Origin of the sequence: Reichenbachiella sp. (genome assembly GCF_965233835.1) — a bacterium.
Classification (GTDB): domain Bacteria; phylum Bacteroidota; class Bacteroidia; order Cytophagales; family Cyclobacteriaceae; genus Reichenbachiella.
On the sequence record NZ_OZ247585.1, the window covers coordinates 3597855 to 3613978 of the forward strand.

The 16124-nt window shown below is 40.1% G+C and carries 16 protein-coding genes; 4 read left to right on the top strand and 12 right to left on the bottom strand.

Annotated features, from left to right (window positions below; genetic code table 11):
- Positions 1-17: 17 nt before the first annotated feature.
- The 6 genes from ACO6S2_RS15280 to ACO6S2_RS15305 are packed head-to-tail and all read right to left on the bottom strand — an operon-like array spanning position 18 to position 5864.
- Positions 18-956 carry a hypothetical protein gene (locus ACO6S2_RS15280; RefSeq protein WP_422359425.1) on the bottom strand — a complete coding sequence of 313 codons (939 nt, stop codon included), beginning with the start codon at positions 954-956 and terminating at the stop codon, positions 18-20.
- Positions 957-963: 7 nt separating this feature from the next.
- Complete coding sequence (gene gldG / locus ACO6S2_RS15285; RefSeq protein ID WP_422359426.1) at positions 964-2649, bottom strand: gliding motility-associated ABC transporter substrate-binding protein GldG; 1686 nt, start codon at positions 2647-2649, stop codon at positions 964-966.
- A complete protein-coding gene (gene gldF, locus ACO6S2_RS15290; protein WP_422359427.1) occupies positions 2643-3371 on the bottom strand; it encodes a gliding motility-associated ABC transporter permease subunit GldF in 729 nt (242 codons plus the stop codon). The genes gldG and gldF overlap by 7 nt, the downstream gene beginning before the upstream one ends.
- Entirely contained in the window at positions 3372-4289 is a 918-nt protein-coding gene (gene gldA, locus ACO6S2_RS15295; RefSeq protein ID WP_422359428.1) for a gliding motility-associated ABC transporter ATP-binding subunit GldA, read from the bottom strand. It abuts the gene before it with no gap.
- Between the two features lie 24 nt (positions 4290-4313).
- The gene (locus tag ACO6S2_RS15300) at positions 4314-5033 is read right to left on the bottom strand and encodes an SDR family oxidoreductase (protein WP_422359429.1); all 720 of its coding nucleotides are present in this window, start codon (positions 5031-5033) and stop codon (positions 4314-4316) included.
- A 6-nt stretch (positions 5034-5039) separates the two neighbouring features.
- Entirely contained in the window at positions 5040-5864 is an 825-nt protein-coding gene (locus tag ACO6S2_RS15305; RefSeq protein WP_422359430.1) for a purine-nucleoside phosphorylase, read from the bottom strand.
- Positions 5865-6101: 237 nt separating this feature from the next.
- On the opposite strand from ACO6S2_RS15305, the gene ACO6S2_RS15310 reads away from it, so the two are divergent.
- Genes ACO6S2_RS15310 through ACO6S2_RS15320 form a run of 3 tightly spaced genes read left to right on the top strand, consistent with a single transcriptional unit; the run spans position 6102 to position 8518 of the window.
- A complete protein-coding gene (locus tag ACO6S2_RS15310; RefSeq protein WP_422359431.1) occupies positions 6102-6467 on the top strand; it encodes an STAS/SEC14 domain-containing protein in 366 nt (121 codons plus the stop codon).
- A 10-nt stretch (positions 6468-6477) separates the two neighbouring features.
- On the top strand, positions 6478-7506 hold the full coding sequence (locus ACO6S2_RS15315; RefSeq protein ID WP_422359432.1) for an SUMF1/EgtB/PvdO family nonheme iron enzyme: 1029 nt from the start codon (positions 6478-6480) through the stop codon (positions 7504-7506).
- A gap of 16 nt (positions 7507-7522) precedes the next feature.
- On the top strand, positions 7523-8518 hold the full coding sequence (locus ACO6S2_RS15320) for an SUMF1/EgtB/PvdO family nonheme iron enzyme (RefSeq protein WP_422359433.1): 996 nt from the start codon (positions 7523-7525) through the stop codon (positions 8516-8518).
- Positions 8519-8536: 18 nt separating this feature from the next.
- On the opposite strand, the gene ACO6S2_RS15325 is transcribed toward ACO6S2_RS15320, so the two are convergent.
- The 5 genes from ACO6S2_RS15325 to ACO6S2_RS15345 all read right to left on the bottom strand — a co-directional run bounded on the left by ACO6S2_RS15325 (position 8537) and on the right by ACO6S2_RS15345 (position 13810).
- Positions 8537-10201: a sodium:solute symporter family protein gene (locus ACO6S2_RS15325; protein ID WP_422359434.1), complete on the bottom strand. Its 1665-nt coding sequence runs from the start codon at positions 10199-10201 to the stop codon at positions 8537-8539.
- A gap of 53 nt (positions 10202-10254) precedes the next feature.
- Complete coding sequence (locus ACO6S2_RS15330; RefSeq protein ID WP_422359435.1) at positions 10255-10509, bottom strand: DUF4212 domain-containing protein; 255 nt, start codon at positions 10507-10509, stop codon at positions 10255-10257.
- 118 nt (positions 10510-10627) lie between these two features.
- The gene (locus tag ACO6S2_RS15335) at positions 10628-11899 is read right to left on the bottom strand and encodes an LVIVD repeat-containing protein (RefSeq protein ID WP_422359436.1); all 1272 of its coding nucleotides are present in this window, start codon (positions 11897-11899) and stop codon (positions 10628-10630) included.
- Between the two features lie 11 nt (positions 11900-11910).
- A complete protein-coding gene (locus tag ACO6S2_RS15340; RefSeq protein ID WP_422359437.1) occupies positions 11911-13275 on the bottom strand; it encodes an outer membrane beta-barrel protein in 1365 nt (454 codons plus the stop codon).
- Entirely contained in the window at positions 13262-13810 is a 549-nt protein-coding gene (locus ACO6S2_RS15345) for an RNA polymerase sigma factor (RefSeq protein WP_422359438.1), read from the bottom strand. The genes ACO6S2_RS15340 and ACO6S2_RS15345 overlap by 14 nt, the downstream gene beginning before the upstream one ends.
- A 128-nt stretch (positions 13811-13938) precedes the next feature.
- On the opposite strand from ACO6S2_RS15345, the gene ACO6S2_RS15350 reads away from it, so the two are divergent.
- Entirely contained in the window at positions 13939-15207 is a 1269-nt protein-coding gene (locus ACO6S2_RS15350) for a type IX secretion system plug protein domain-containing protein (protein ID WP_422359439.1), read from the top strand.
- On the opposite strand, the gene ACO6S2_RS15355 is transcribed toward ACO6S2_RS15350, so the two are convergent.
- Entirely contained in the window at positions 15187-16029 is an 843-nt protein-coding gene (locus ACO6S2_RS15355) for a sterol desaturase family protein (protein WP_422359440.1), read from the bottom strand. The genes ACO6S2_RS15350 and ACO6S2_RS15355 overlap by 21 nt on opposite strands.
- Positions 16030-16124 lie beyond the last annotated feature (95 nt).

The window sequence follows — 16124 nt, forward strand, 5'->3', positions numbered from 1 at the left end:
ACGGCTAGCTCAAACAGTTACTCCTTTTGAAATTGATTGGATTGAACCAACAGTCGCTGCATACGCCCTTCGTCCACCACCATCATTTCTTTGGCCTGGTTAGTTAGTAGATAGAATCTCTCGCCATCAATTTTAGGGTAAACCTTCAACTCACGATTATTTTCCTGATTGATATCCTTCAAAGTAATTTGTGCTATTGGGTTCACACCCATCAAACTATCATACCTTGGAAACGCACCTGCACTGAGGTAGTCATTCAATTGAAAAAACTCCAACGGCTGTAGATAATTGATCAAAGCAGCCGTATCCAAAGCTTGAATTCCATTCACAGCTAAAAACTGATTTTCAAAATAAATATTCAAATCTTTCAACTCTGGTGATGAATAGTCAATTGTCAATTCCTGAATAGTTCGCCAACTCGAAGCAAACAATACACGGTCTCTCCACTGATTGAGTGAAAGTTCGAATATGCCAGACAGGTAACTTTTGTAACCTGGAATGGCTACCGTATATATATTTGATAAATCTTCATTTCCAAAATAAGCGGTTGTTTTGGCTGCATTCCCTCCTGCGTAAAATCTCCTTTCCTCACCTGTAGAAAGTAGAACGGCAACAAGCTTACCTTTTTCTTCTAACTCATCTTTGATCGACGCAAAATTCGACTTACTCACCGGCCTCTGAGTTTGAACGGCATTGAGGATACGTTGAGACAGGTAGATGAGCTGAGGATCTGCTTTGTATTCATCATTGATTCGCCAATCTTTAGCCTTACGTTGGATCGAAATTTCATGACTATCTGATTGTATCACAATACCAGTCATCGACGTGGTATCTGCAACTGCGAAAAGGCTTTTGTCAATCGACACCGCGCGATCCTTCTTTCCAGCCCACATGAGCAGCAAGGAGATTACCAACAACCCTACAAAAACAAAACTAAGTTTCTTGATTTTTGTCATTTCCTAATCACTTAAAGCTGGCGTATTTTTTCTTTCTCCAATAGGCTCTGAGCGCACCATATATAATCAACAAAACTATGGGAAGCACCAAATTGATCAACTGCCATTTCAACTTCTCATTAGCCACCTTTACTTTGTCCAGCGGACGAATGGCAAACGACTTATTCTTAGATACTATCAGGCCCTGATCATTGAGCATATAATCTACTGCGTTCATTACGAATTCTTTGTTGGCAAACTTCATTTGGCTATAAGGGCTTAACCCCAACTCCATCGGCGTTCCATCTTTCAGACTAAACTCATTTCTAATCATATCTCCATCAGAACAAATCAAAATGGATGTTTCCTCTCCAGATTCTTTGAACCCACTTGTATTTATTTCTTTCGGTAAAATTCTATTTCTATAAATAGAGGTGAACTTTCCTTTGAGTAAATAGGCTACATTTTTAGACCCGTGATTGAACCGTTCTGGGTCAAGATTTTTTCGAAGCTCATTGAATGCCACCTTGACTGGTGCCTGATTGACCATGGAATACTGCGAAGTTTTCAGTAGAGGAATTTTCTCGATTCCGTCGGCCTTTACCGAATCAATTGTAGAAACGAATTTCATAGACACGGCATCCAAGTTTTTCACTATCGGGTGATTGCCAAAATTGTTGACCATTGGAAAGAATGGCCAAGGCAACATCCGGATTTGAGCCTGGTCGCCCATATTGCCCGCCACAATCGGATACTCTCCACAAATGATATCCTGCACGTAATCTCTATTGATCCGAGCGCCATACTTAAAGAACATATCGTCTAGTCCAGTTTCATAAGGAAAGGCAAATGTGCCTTCTCCACTGGCACTATCCATATTTACGCGAAGCGCATCAACAAAAAATAGCGTCTTCCCACCTTTCATAATGTATTGGTCGATTTGATACTTTTCTGCTGAAGAAAATGCTGTAGTTGGCTTGGGAAAAATCAGTGCGTCGTATCGACCCAAATCTTTATCTCCAGTACTCATATCTACATTAAAAACATCGTACTTTTCTAGCAGCGCATTGGTCAATCCCGCCAAATTCAAACTGTCTGGCTCGCCATGTCCTTGGATCAAGGCTACAGTTTTTTTCCTATCGTTAGCCAATATTCGAATGGCATTCGCCAATTCATATTCCAGCCCTTCAATAGACTGATTCAATCTTTCCTCGGCTGTAGCAGACTGACTGCCTTTCAATAGCGTCACTGGCACCTCCTGACCATAATAGCTCACAATCGCCCCAGGGAAAATCAGTTTCTCCGTTTTGTTTCCGTCACGTTTGTAGGACAAGTTGGTGGGTTGCAAACCGCGCTCAATCAAAGAACGAAAATATTCATTGCGTGCCTTTTCGTTGAGTGCCGATGATGGATCTATAAAATCCACTTTCACTAAACCATCAGCGTAATAGTCGAATTGACTTAAAGTTTCTTCTATCGCCTTGCGTAATCTTTTGAATCCGGCAGGCATTTCACCTTCGAGAAACACCTCCACATAAACCACGTCCTGAAGATCATCCAACAAGGCTCGCGTAGCAGGAGTTACAGAATACCTTTTTTCCTCAGTAAGATCCAACCGAGCAGGAAACAAACCAGTCAGTTGATTCAAAATCACAATGAGCAGGATACCAATGCCCAATCTCAATAAACTCTCCATTCGCTTATGATTTACCATTTTTTAGCGTCCAGTTTGAGTTGAGTAAAAAATACCATCAATGCAATCACACTTATAAAATAAATTATATCGGCGATGTCAATCAGCCCTCGGCTCAACGATTCATAATGAAACACAAGACTTAACTCTTGTAACCAAAGTGACACATCACCCCATACATCAATAGTTGCCAATGATGAGAGGCCAGAATAAAGCACGAAACATAAAAAGACAGATAATACGAAGGCCACAACTTGATTGTCTGTAAGCGCAGAGGAGAATATCCCAATGGCCACAAATACACCTCCCAACAAAATGAGTCCTATATATGAACCCACCGTGCCTGATATGTCCAAATTCCCAACAGGGTTGCCCAAGGCATATACTGAGTAGAAATAAATCAGTGTCGGTAATACCGAAAGCACCACCAATGAAAATCCAGCAAGGTATTTCCCTAAAATAATTTGCAGGGTAGTTAATGGTTTGGTCATGAGCAGTTCTTCAGTGCCTGTTCGTTTTTCTTCAGAGAAAAACCGCATGGTAATCGCTGGTATTAAGAACATAAACACATAGGGCCCCAGATTGAACAAAGTACTCATGTCGGCATAGCCATATTCCAAAATACTACTTTCCGGGAACACCCACATCAGTAAACCTATGGATGTCAGAAATACGCCAATCACGATATACGCAATCAGGCTATTCAAAAAACTATTAATTTCTTTTACAAATACCGCCAGCATCTATTTCTCTTTTGTCAGTAAATGGAAAATTTCATCGAAAGAGCTTTCCTCTTCTTGTAGCCCAACGAGTGGCAAGTTTTTCTCACCAGCCAATCTAAAGACTGCGCTTCTAGCCTCTTCGCTGTTGGTTACTTGCAATTGATAGATACCCTCTCTCAGAGTTTTAACCCCCTTGATTTCTTCAATAGACTCCAATAAAACCGTATCTACCTCTGATTTGAATTCCACGCGTAGTGTGGCCTCATTAGTCAATCCTTTAGAGAACTCTTCAATAGGTTTGTCTGCTACCAATTGGCCTTTATTGATTACCACTACTCTATCGCAAAGAGCTTCTACCTCTTGCATGATGTGCGAGGAAAAAACAACTGTTTTGTTTTTGCTCACTTCTTTGATCAACTTCCTAATCTCCAGGATTTGATTGGGATCAAGTCCTGTAGTAGGTTCATCTAAAATCAATACTTCGGGGTCATGTAATAGCGCTTGCGCCAACCCTACTCTTTGACGATAACCTTTAGACAGTTGACCTATTTTTTTGTTTTGTTCGAGCGTCAATCCACACATTTCCACAACTCGCTTCACTGCCGATTTAATCTCGCCAGCTTTCATCTTATTCACTTTTGCAGAAAAGGCTAAAAACTCATGAATGTACATATCCAAATACAAAGGATTATGTTCAGGCAAATAGCCCGTAATTTGTTTAGCACCTAAAGGATTAGTACTCACGTCAATCCCCCCTACCAAGACTTTACCATCTGTAGCACCGATGTAACCAGTTGCAATTTTCATGGTGGTGGACTTACCCGCTCCATTTGGCCCTAGAAAACCCAAGATTTCTCCCTTTCGAGCTTCAAAAGAAATCCCGTCCACAGCTTTCTGCTCGCCGTATCTTTTTGTAAGATTTTGTACTTCTATCGACAAAGGAAATGCAGTTTTGAATTCAATTTATTTTGTTGGTTTTGGGCGTAAAGGTCTTACTTCAAAATCAACCGGCAAATAGTTAGGATGTGTTTCTAAACAATGAACCACACTACTCGCAACATCTTGAGGTCTCATCATGTTTTCGTTGGCCTCTACGGCATCAATATCATCGAAGAAATTGGTATTGACACTGCCTGGATAGATACAGGTCACTTTTATTCCAAAGTCTCTCAATTCCATAAACATGGAATGAGAAATACCAGTAACCGCATGCTTAGTTCCAGCATACCCTACCATGCCTTTTACCGGATTTTTTCCAGCTATCGATCCGATATTAATAATGTGTCCTCGATCCAGTTCTTTCATTTTGGGAATGACTGCATTCGAAACAAAGTAAATCCCATGCACATTGACATCAAACATTTGTTTCCATTGCTCGAAAGGCATTTCGTCCATATTTCCATAATGACCAATTCCTGCATTATTTACTAAAATATCAACTTCTTCCCCCAGCATTTCAGCCGTCTGATTATAGGCGTGAGCAACACTTTCAGGATCGCTTACATCAACAGAAATAAACAAATAGTTCGGATCTGTAATATCATTATCTGTGCGACTCCATCCTGCCACTTTCACACCTTTGCTCAAAAGCAATTTTACTATCTCCAGTCCGATACCTTTACTAGCACCAGTCACAATGGCCACTCTACCTTCCAAACTCAAATTGTTATGTATAACTTTCAATTTCTTCTATATTTTGTCCTCGGCAATTACCTTCTCTATCAACTTAGTCAAATGCGGTTCTGCCTTCATTGCCGCCGCAATTACCTCTTCTACGGATATTTTTTGAATATGGCCAGGATAACATAAATCTGTCAGTACCGAAACGGCAAAAACAGGAATGTCCATTTGTCTAGCCACTATATTCTCAGGAACCGTAGACATACCCACAGCATCTGCTCCTATCACTCGTAACATGTGATACTCAGCCTTGGTTTCCAAATTTGGGCCATTCACTCCCACATAAACGCCCTGATGCAAATTAATATTTTCCCTCTCACCAATTCTCATCGCTGTATCAATCATATGCTGATCGTAAGGTTCGCTCATATCAGGAAACCGAACCCCAAGTTCATCCAAATTTTTACCGGTCAGTGGATTTTCTGTTTGCAAATTAATATGGTCATTGATGATCATCAAATCACTTTTTTGATAATCGGGATTCAAAGCCCCTGAAGCATTGGAAATTACAAGTTTTTTAATGCCCAACAATTTCATTACTCGCACAGGGAAGGTTACCTCTTTCATTGAGTAACCTTCATAATAATGGAACCTTCCCTTCATTACTACCACGTGTTTATCACCTAGTAGGCCAAAAATCAATTTACCAGAATGAGACTCGACGGTAGACACAGGAAAATTAGGAATATCCTCATAGTTAATTTCCGTTTGTACCTTCACGTCATTGACCAATGCCCCTAATCCGGTGCCCAAAATGATTCCGTAATCCGGTTTGAAGTCAGTACAATTCTGAATAAAAGCTGTTGCTTCCTTTATTTGATCAAGATAATCCATGCCTACATTTCTAAACAACCGCTAAGATAGTGTGGGTCGTTGAAAAAATGACTGAAAAATACAGATACTCCAAAGTCGATGCGAATGGACTATCCGAACAATACTTATTACGATCCTAAGAAATTCATTTCACCTCAAAGGATTACTTAATTGGTTCGTCGAATAGGTCCACTTTTTTTGATTGAATTTTAAATTAATTCATGTATTTTTAAACGCAGCAATCATCAAAATTTACTTATGATTAATCTGAGTCTAAACAAAGATCAGGGCTATGTAATTGTTTCTGTTACAGGTCCCATCTCGGTTTTTGATATGGAAAATCTAACCGAAGAAGTAGATCAATACATTGAAGAATTTGGAAAGCTATCCGGTTTAATAATTAAAGCCAATAAGTTTCCAGGCTGGAACAATTTAGATAGTTTTTTTCACCATTTGAAATTCATTAAAGATCATCACAAGGTCATCAGCAAAGTAGGTTTTATGACAGAGGACAATCTAATTTCTTCCTTTCCAGGATTGGCTAATCATTTTGTTGAAGCAGAACTAAAGCGCTTTGATTTTGGGCACATGGATGAGGCCGTTGAATGGATTTGCAGTAATTAAATACTTAATATTGAAATCGATAAATTACCAATTTGTTCTAATTACAATAGGACTTTTTCTTTTTGCGGAATTCGGATATACTCAAGCAAAGAAGCACCCAACAGCTAATTCCCCTGGTCCCGTTTCCTCGATTACGGATAGAGAAGTCTATACATACAATAGAGTTTATGAAATAGATCATTTGTTTTTAGATGAAGCCGATGAGTACTCGGAACAATCGATTTTTTACAATGGATATTACGATCCTTGGAAGGCAAAAGAAAACAAGAGCAATATTCTCTACTATCAGGACTATATCGTTCCACCTCACACCATACCGCTGTTTAAAAAAACTTATATCGATGCTACCGAAGTCGCCAACATTCACTATCAGGAATTCCTCCACTTTGTAGAGCGAGATTCAGGTCAGGCCATTCACGACACTTATTTACCAGTATTGGATGACAAATACATGAATGACTACTATAACAATCCTGAATTTTATTTTTTTCCAGTAGTTGGTATTGACCCCCTGAGCGCACAAACTTTTTGTGACTGGCGTGCTCAGAATCTTAACGAAGGCCTACAAATTTTTCTAGAACAAGAAAGCAAATACAAAAGGTACAAATACGTAGGACGGTTGCCCTCAGAGCATGAATGGAAACGAGCAGCTGGTCATAGTTCCAAAGAAATAGAAGATCGAACTTACGAGATCAATAAAAAAGCCATAGAGTTTCTTAAAAATGATGTGGTAGCCAAAGGGTTTGCAAAGGACGAAATCCTGGAATCACCTACGGTTTATGGATATAATGTCAATTTAGATCATGGAACTGAATTTGCACTAACTAAGGAAATTCCATTCTACATTTACGGATTTGAACCTAGGGTGACAGGTGCTTACAACCTGTTCGGTAATGTTAAAGAAATTGTCCGCGAAGGTTATGCGATTGGTGGTAGTTATAAAACTGGTGATTCACATGCTGAGTTATTCGAGCACGCTAAGGAATTCGACTACCAAACCGATATAGGATTCAGATGTATTACCAAGATTGTTCGTTGACCAACAGATAACACCTATGAAAAAAATACTACTTCTTCTACTCGCTCCTGTAATATCCATGGCACAGGATCTTCATCCTGTAAGTTTCTCCCCCGGCTGCTGTAGTGAACGTACCGGAATTCCAATTTATAACTACAAACCGGACAATTCAGGAGAATCCATGGAGATATTTGCAGCTAACAAATACTCGGAAAAGTCTATTTTTTATAATGGAAAATATGACCCATGGAAAGATTCTGAGTACAAAAACACTGAACTCTACAACCAGCGTTTCATTGTTCCTCCTGGTACGCTACCTATTGCCAAAGGGAAATTTCTTGACCAAACTGAAGTGGCCAATATTCATTTTGAAGAATTTCTATTTTTCATGGTCAAGGATTCAGGTAAATATAAAGACAGAGCCTATATTCCAAAACAGGAAAATAAGTACGTACTTAATTACTACAAAAATTCAGAGTTCTATTTTTATCCTGTTCTGGCCGTATCGCACGAAACAGCTGAAACTTATTGCAAGTGGCGGGCAGACCAATTAAACGTTGGACTTAAAGAGATGCTGGTCGACGAACCAAGAAAATATAAATTTAGTGGTAGACTGCCTACAAGAGAGGAATGGCTAAAAGCGGCAGGCTCACACATAGATGAAATCAGAATAGCGCCTCATGAGGTTACTAAAAAAGGAAGCCAGTTTCTTGAAGAAGATATCCTAAGCAAGAGATTTGCTACCGAATCTATGCTCTTAAAGGCTTCCTTCATAAGCTATAATGTTAATCTAAAATATGAAAACGGTGGAATTCCTATTGAAATCCCACAGTACATATACAGTTTTGAACCGAACAAAAGAGGCTTCTACAATTTGTATGGTAATGTAAAGGAATTGGTAGCTGAAGGATATGCCATTGGCGGCAGTTACCTCACTCCAAATACCGAAGAAGCACTTTTCGAAGAAGATTACACGCAGTCCTACAAAACAGATGTTGGGTTCAGGTGTTTAGTAGAAGTGAGAAGGAGATAAAACAAACCAAATTTTACACTAGTTAGGGTATCTAATATTCTCTACCATATCTTGAACCTCGACAGGTGGCGCAGCAGATAGATGAGAAATAACACCCGAAACTAGGAAATTTAAAACCATACCCAAAGTACCGATTCCCTCCGGCGAAATACCAAACCACCAGTTGTCAGGAGTATTAAGCTCTGGACTAATGAACTTGAAAAAGACAATATAGGACACTGTAAAAAGCATCCCGACTACCATACCAGCCACAGCCCCTTCCCGATTGATTCGTTTGCTAAAAATACCCATGATAATGGCAGGAAAGAAAGAAGAGGCCGCTAAGCCAAAGGCAAAGGCCACGACCTGCGCTACAAACCCTGGAGGATAGATACCGAATATCCCCGCTACGACTACGGCCACCGCAGCAGCAGCTCTAGCTACAATCAGCTCTCCTTTGTCAGATATTTTTGGGTTAATTTGTTTCTTCACCAGATCATGGGCTATAGAGGTCGAAATAACCAAAAGCAATCCTGCAGCTGTAGAAAGTGCCGCAGCCAGTCCACCTGCGGCTACCAAAGCAATGACCCAATCAGGTAAATTGGCAATTTCGGGATTAGCCAATACCATAATGTCCCTATCGATTGTTAATTCATTTCTTTCTACATCTCCTACATATTGCACAACACCATCTTGATTTTTGTCTTCAAACTTGATCAAGCCTGTTTCTTCCCACTTACCAAACCATTCGGGAAGTGATTTATACTCTTGGTTGCTGACGGTGTTAATCAGATTAGTTCGAGCAAATGCTGCAATAGCTGGCGCGCTAGTGTATAGAATAGCAATTAGCAAGAGGGCATATCCCCCTGAGACTCGAGCATCACGAACTTTAGGCACTGTAAAAAATCTGACAATCACATGGGGCAATCCTGCCGTACCTACCATGAGAGCAGCAGTAATAAAGAACATGTCAATAGTACTTTTTTCACCTACTGTATAGGCGGTAAACCCCAGCTCTTCGTGCAGACCATCCAATTTATCTAATAAATAAGTGCCATCACTAAGCGTGCTCCCAAACCCAAATTGTGGTATGGCATGTCCGGTCATCATGATAGATATGAATATGGCAGGCACCATAAAGGCAAAGATCAAGACACAGAATTGGGCTACTTGTGTATAGGTAATCCCTTTCATTCCGCCCAAAACAGCATAAAAGAACACGATCACCATTCCTATGATCACACCTGTGGTTACATCGACTTCCAAGAATCTTGAAAACACCACTCCCACACCACGCATCTGGCCCGCCACATAGGTAAAAGACACAAAAATCGCACAGAAAACAGCCACAGATCTTGCCGTCTGAGAATAGTATCTGTCCCCTACGAAATCAGGCACAGTGAACTTTCCGAATTTTCTGAGATAAGGAGCTAATAACAGGGCCAACAAAACATATCCACCCGTCCAACCTAGTAAGTATACCGCACCATCATACCCCATAAAAGAGATTAACCCAGCCATTGAGATAAAAGAGGCCGCCGACATCCAATCTGCTGCTGTAGCCATTCCATTGGCCAACGGAGATACGTCACCGCCTGCCACATAAAAGTCTTTGGTAGAACCTGCTCTTGACCAAATAGCTATACCGATATATAAGATAAAGGTGAGACCGACGATAAGGTAAGTCCAAAGTTGTACATTCATAAGAAGCAGTATTGAGTTTTTCGAATTTAGATTGTCTATACCAATTGGCTTGGCTACTCGTCCACACCGTGAGCCTTGTCTAATTTATTCATGAGGTAGACATAAACAAATATGATTACGATGAAGGCATAAATCGCTCCCTGCTGAGCAAACCAAAATCCAAGTTTGAATCCTCCAATTCGTATTTGATTCAATTGATCCACGAAAAGGATACCGCATCCATACGAGACCAAAAACCAAATACTCAGAAGTACGGCCAAGTACTTCAGGTTTTTGTTCCAATAATTTTTATGATTTTGATCGATCATGTGATAGAGGTTTAACTTCCAATTAAACAAATAAATGTGAATTACTAAAATTCATTAGCTGTTCAACCAAAAAAGGCCGACCAATGGCCAGCCTCTACTAATCAAATAAACCGAATCATTAAAAACTTATCGTACTGAGATAATCAAATTGATTGCTGCAATTGAAGGTGTATTGATGCAATCCATCATTGCCTATCATAAACAAAACATCTTCCAGTGGAATAACGTCCAACGCATGAACTTCTTGATGATGAGCAATTAGATTGTCTCCAATCTTATATGGGTCGGAGGCATTAAAAACCTTGAGGCCATAATCTCCTTCAGCAATAAAAAGACAGTTTCCCTTGATCCCTAACCCATGAGGATTATCCATATCATGGGTAATTACCAATTTTGGATGGTTAACATTAGAGATATCTATGACATCCAGTTGGTTGGTGAAAGTTTCACACGCTGTACCAGAACGAAGCGTCACATAAGCCAGATCATTTTGAACCACCACAGGATCGCAAGTATTGATATGTTCATAGGTAGAAATATAGGACGGCTCAGCCGGGTTTGAGTTATCATATATATGCATGCCGGATCTGGCACCAAAGAATAACTTATCCTCATAAGGAAAAATGGTTTCTATCCCCCACCCCAACTCTACACTTTTCCCCTCAATTGGGCTATCCGTAGTGGTAATATCAAAGAGTTTGAGTCTATACTCATTGACGGTATACAGATAATTATCAGCTATGGTAAATCTTGCTAGTGATCCTCCAATACCGGCTCCACTACTACTGGCCAAGTTCGATTCTGCGGAGGCAAAAACCATGTCATCAGTATAATACATCCAATCATTCTGTCCGCAATCGACCTCTACTTCTTCCTGAACTTCGGCATAGGAAATAAGCATACCTGCATCTTCCGTATAGTAATAGTAAGCATCGAAAACATTCTCGATTCTATTCACTTCGACAATATTAGCCTTGTTACTAATATCTAGCACCACTAAATCAGTGTAGTTATCAGCATACAAAAAATCACCTTTAGCGGCCAGATCCTTGTTGCCAGGGAGTACAACAAAGCCCACTTCCCTTGGATTTGACCTATCTCTATTGTCAATGACATGAATACCTTTATCTATTTCGTTGATAAAAATGTATTCATCTTTATAATAAATCTTACCCGGGTTTTGTATCTGCTGGGGAGCTTCAAATTCTGCATCTTTGACCACCTCTGATTTCGCCGCAAATACGGGTTCGTAATAGGTAATCATTTCAGTATCGCAAGCAGTATCCTCACAACTACCCAAAATCGAAAGCATAAGTAAATACAAAATTCCTGAGGCAATTAGCTTGCTAATGGCCTTCAGACTTTTCGTTGGTATGTGGTTTGTTTTCATGATTGATCGGTTTAGAAATTGTACCTGAAGCCCACAGTCACTCCTACATTTCTGGGTTTGGCATTGTCAGAATGATTGGAACTTGTGAAATTGGTCAGTGCTTGGTTATAGTTTGGTTCCAACAAAAATTGATAGTGCTGTTTAAACACATAACCAAACTCCACACTGGTCAAAAAATTGAAATAGATGCTGTTATAACTCTCAGAGGTGCTAAAATCATTACTAAGTGTCTGTGACTCACCACTAGACACCAGTTCTGAATCAATAAGGAAATTGCTTGACAAACCTGTATTGACCGTAATATTGAATTTCTTATCCAACAGTATATAGCCAGCTTTGAGGGGCACAGTAAGGTATTGGTATTCATTAGCCAACTGAACCTCCTGACCAGCATACCTCAGATTCCCTTCAGACAACGCAGCCTCAAGGTTAACATCATCAGTTTCCTCGGTTAAGGCATAGTTATTATCGTTCGCATCAGCTACGACTTGACTTGTAGCAGACCCCGTGTTAAAAGCGCTATAATGTAGTCCGCTACTTAGCACGAATCGCTTGTTCAGTCTTTTCCCTAGGTTCAACCCACCGGCTACAGATTGCCCTGAAGTATAACTTGCGCTATTTCGCTGTGGAGTTTGACTGACTAGCGCATCAGCAACAAAACTTTCCTGGTTGGCAAATACAAGATCATCTTGCGAGCTACCAAAACCCGGATCAAATGCGCCTCGGGAAAAGCTTGCACCAGCCCAAAGAGGGCCTGAGAAATCATCATCAGGTATCACTTCCCATGTACGGGCAACCCCATAAAGTTTATCCGTTTTCCAAGGGACAAGAATTGAAGCTAAAGAGGTTGATTTAGGGGTTGGTGCAATCCATTCTTCACTTAGCCCTGCTCGCTGCGTAATAGTCTTTTGTTCTAACTCGTTTATACTCTGATAGCTGGAATTGTTAGCAACAGTTTTTATATCGGGATTCATAGGAACTTCACCAGTTTTTGATGACCCAAGACTTTCATTTTTGCTTACTTCACTAAGCGTTTCAGACTTTGTTTCTTCATCGTCTTCGGCTATTGCTACCGGCAAAGAGGTCCTGGAATCATCAGAATTCTCACCATTGTTAGACCCAGAGCTACTTTGCACCATTTCATTATTGAAAGCACCAGCACCTTGATACCAATGCACTGCTCCTCCTATCGTGAAAAGAAACAAGCAAGCAGCAGCGATCCATTTATAAAAATCTGCCTCCTTTTTGTATCCAGCAGCTTGTTCATTAGCTAACTGACCATCGATGGCCACCCAAACTTGCTCCGGCGGTGAAACCTCAGCCTCGTCTAAGGCTTGGCTCCACTGCTCTTCAAATGTCCAATTAGCCCTTCCCATAACTCTTCTTATTTTCTTTCATTTTTTCTCTGAGCAAATACTTAGCTCTGGAATATTGAGACTTGGACGTCCCAACTGAAATTTCCAACATCTCAGCAATCTCATGGTGTTTGTATCCCTCAATAGCATACAAGTTGAATATGATTTGGCTGCTGCCTGGTAATGATTTTACCATAGCCAATAATTCATGCATGGTATAATCCGAAACGTCGCGCTCCTGCCCTTGCAATTCTTTCAAGTCATCCACATCCACCATTGGGTATAGGTACAACTTACTCCGCTGCGAATTCAAGGCAGTGTTAATGACGATGCGTTTGATCCAATAAACTAGCGGGGCATCGCCCTTATATTTTTTTATTTGTTTGAAAACCTTGATAAACGATTCCTGCAACACATCTTCAGCCTGCTGTTGGGCTTTTGTATATCTAAGACAAATGGCAAACATTCGAGACGAGTACAACTGATAAAGCTGTTCTTGAGATCTCCTATCTCCTTTTATACAGTCTTTAATGAGTTTTTTTTCGTCTATATCCATTCTCGCTGGAACGATTATTGGTTTTGGTTGATGATAGGACACCCTTGCTTAAAAAAGGGTTGGAATAAAATTTATTTTTATTCAAAATATTCCAACGTACTTTCGTTCATATCTTTCAAATCTGATTTATGAAGTTTATTCCTCAAGTTATTGCCCTCTGCCTTTTACTAGCAAAAATTAGCCCGAACTGCTTCGCGCAACAAAAGGAAATACTTTATGAAAACAAAAGCTATGAACCTTTTGTAGGCACAGTGCAACTTTACCCTGTAACTCAGAATCCTGATCAGGAAATGGCAGCTCCCATAGTACCGCGCGGTCTGGTTGAATCTCTCTTGCTTCAGTTTGATCTTTTACTTGAAGAATACATAGACGTACAAGCCAAAATCGTTCATTGCAATGCCGACTGGACCAAGTCTATGTTGAACGACATTGAGTTTTTGTATGATTACAACAATTTTGATTTGAGAGATTTTGAATACTCTTTCAATGCCAATACACTTTATGTCAACTATTGGTTTAATATTCCGAGAGTAAAAACTACTGGCAACTATGTCGTTCAGGTCTATCAAAATGGAGATGAAAATGATGTACTTTTCACAAGAAGATTTATCGTCTTTGATAACAAGGTCAACATTCAACCTAATACTAGAATCTCTACTGGAGTTATGGAGCGAGACTTCAATCAGCAAATAGATTTTGACATTATCCATAGTCGCATTAAGGTGACAAACCCTCGAACTGAGTTCAAAATTGTTATCAGACAGAATCAGAGATGGGACAATGTGCTAACAGGCCTTCAACCTACAGCCATCAGAAGAGACAAATCCCTTTTGGAATACAGACACTTCAACATGGAAAACAACTTCAAAGGCGGCAACGAGTTTAGACACGCTGATTTGAGGAGTTATAGTTTCAGAGGAGCCTACGTCGCGCAGGTCAATCCAAATGCAAACCCAAGAGAAGCTACGGTCAACCCCGGAAAGAGTAGAAAGCATGAAGCTTATTCCTTGTTGCGAGATAGAAATGGAGGGTTTGTGATCGCTACAACCGAAACCATGGGAGAATATTTGGCTTGCGATTATATACTCACCAAGTTTCAAATTAAGTCCGCCAAACTATCGTATCCTGTATATGTACTTGGCGCATTCAATGACTACAGAAAGAACAAAAAAAGCCTATTAAAGTACGATGAAGTGAGTCAAGCGTATGTAGGCGAGGTTTTACTCAAACAAGGAATCTACGACTACCTATACTGGGTAGACGGCCCTGACCCATACCTCTTTGAAGGCTCGTTTTATCAAACGGAAAACAACTACGATATTATCGTCTACCACAAATCATTTAGTGATTTAACCGACAAGGTAGTTGGCTACTACTCATTCCGAACCAAATTTTGATTCTGGAGGAACTCGGTATTTCTGAAAAGGGATAGCAAGTAAATTACTCAGTTTTGCATTTTCCTCTGGCTTCATGTGTGTATCAATACCAAACTTAACCTCCTCCATATTATCCACATACTGGAAAGTGCCAAAAAGCCTGTCCCATATGGAAAATATATTCCCGTAATTCGTATCTGTCCAAGGCTGAGTATGATGATGATGCACCTTATGCATGTTTGGGGTAACTAGCAGATAGGAAAATGCCTTATCAAACTTTCCAAATAGCGAACTATTGGCATGTGTCAGATGAGCAAAAAGAACTGATAGACTTTGGTAAAGCATAATGATACCCATAGGTGCACCTATAAGAATGACTGCCAGAATGGTGAAAAAAATGCGAAACACCGTTTCTCCCGGGTGATGTCTAAGCCCTGAAGTAACATCTACGGTAGTATCAGTATGGTGAACCAAATGAAACTTCCACATCCATTTTACTTTGTGCTCCACAAAATGAATAAAATAAGCTCCAATCATATCCAGCAACAGCACGCCTAACACCACCTGCAACCAAAACGGCATATCTATCAAATACAATAACCCAAACTCATTTTGTGCTACGGTGTCGGAAGCTAACAAAAGCAAACCCGCCATTCCAAATCCTATGAGCATTGTGGTCGCTGTGAAAAACAAGTTTATACCAGCATGTTTAATCTTACTATACTGAAATCGAAACAAAGGAATAATCCCTTCCAAAATCCAAAAGAATACCAAACCACCAATAAGAATAGTAGCCCGAAACCACAACGGCACCTCCGTAAAAAAATCAATCAACTCTTCCATTTTGCATCATTATTTCCACCTTAAGGTAAGTAAAAATACCGATCATTGACCCCATAGCAGCACAAAATCATGTAGACGTTTGGCACGTCCACGCT

Excerpts from the sequence above, each read along its gene's own strand:
- ACO6S2_RS15350 (WP_422359439.1), top strand. The coding sequence starts at position 13,939 with ATGAAGTTTATTCCTCAAGTTATTGCCCTCTGCCTTTTACTAGCAAAA.
- ACO6S2_RS15340 (WP_422359437.1), bottom strand. The coding sequence starts at position 13,275 with ATGGGAAGGGCTAATTGGACATTTGAAGAGCAGTGGAGCCAAGCCTTA.
- ACO6S2_RS15305 (WP_422359430.1), bottom strand. The coding sequence starts at position 5,864 with ATGGATTATCTTGATCAAATAAAGGAAGCAACAGCTTTTATTCAGAAT.
- ACO6S2_RS15355 (WP_422359440.1), bottom strand. The coding sequence starts at position 16,029 with ATGGAAGAGTTGATTGATTTTTTTACGGAGGTGCCGTTGTGGTTTCGG.
- ACO6S2_RS15335 (WP_422359436.1), bottom strand. The coding sequence starts at position 11,899 with ATGAAAACAAACCACATACCAACGAAAAGTCTGAAGGCCATTAGCAAG.
- ACO6S2_RS15345 (WP_422359438.1), bottom strand. The coding sequence starts at position 13,810 with ATGGATATAGACGAAAAAAAACTCATTAAAGACTGTATAAAAGGAGAT.
- gldG (WP_422359426.1), bottom strand. The coding sequence starts at position 2,649 with ATGGTAAATCATAAGCGAATGGAGAGTTTATTGAGATTGGGCATTGGT.
- ACO6S2_RS15325 (WP_422359434.1), bottom strand. The coding sequence starts at position 10,201 with ATGAATGTACAACTTTGGACTTACCTTATCGTCGGTCTCACCTTTATC.
- ACO6S2_RS15320 (WP_422359433.1), top strand. The coding sequence starts at position 7,523 with ATGAAAAAAATACTACTTCTTCTACTCGCTCCTGTAATATCCATGGCA.
- ACO6S2_RS15310 (WP_422359431.1), top strand. The coding sequence starts at position 6,102 with ATGATTAATCTGAGTCTAAACAAAGATCAGGGCTATGTAATTGTTTCT.
- ACO6S2_RS15280 (WP_422359425.1), bottom strand. The coding sequence starts at position 956 with ATGACAAAAATCAAGAAACTTAGTTTTGTTTTTGTAGGGTTGTTGGTA.
- gldF (WP_422359427.1), bottom strand. The coding sequence starts at position 3,371 with ATGCTGGCGGTATTTGTAAAAGAAATTAATAGTTTTTTGAATAGCCTG.
- ACO6S2_RS15330 (WP_422359435.1), bottom strand. The coding sequence starts at position 10,509 with ATGATCGATCAAAATCATAAAAATTATTGGAACAAAAACCTGAAGTAC.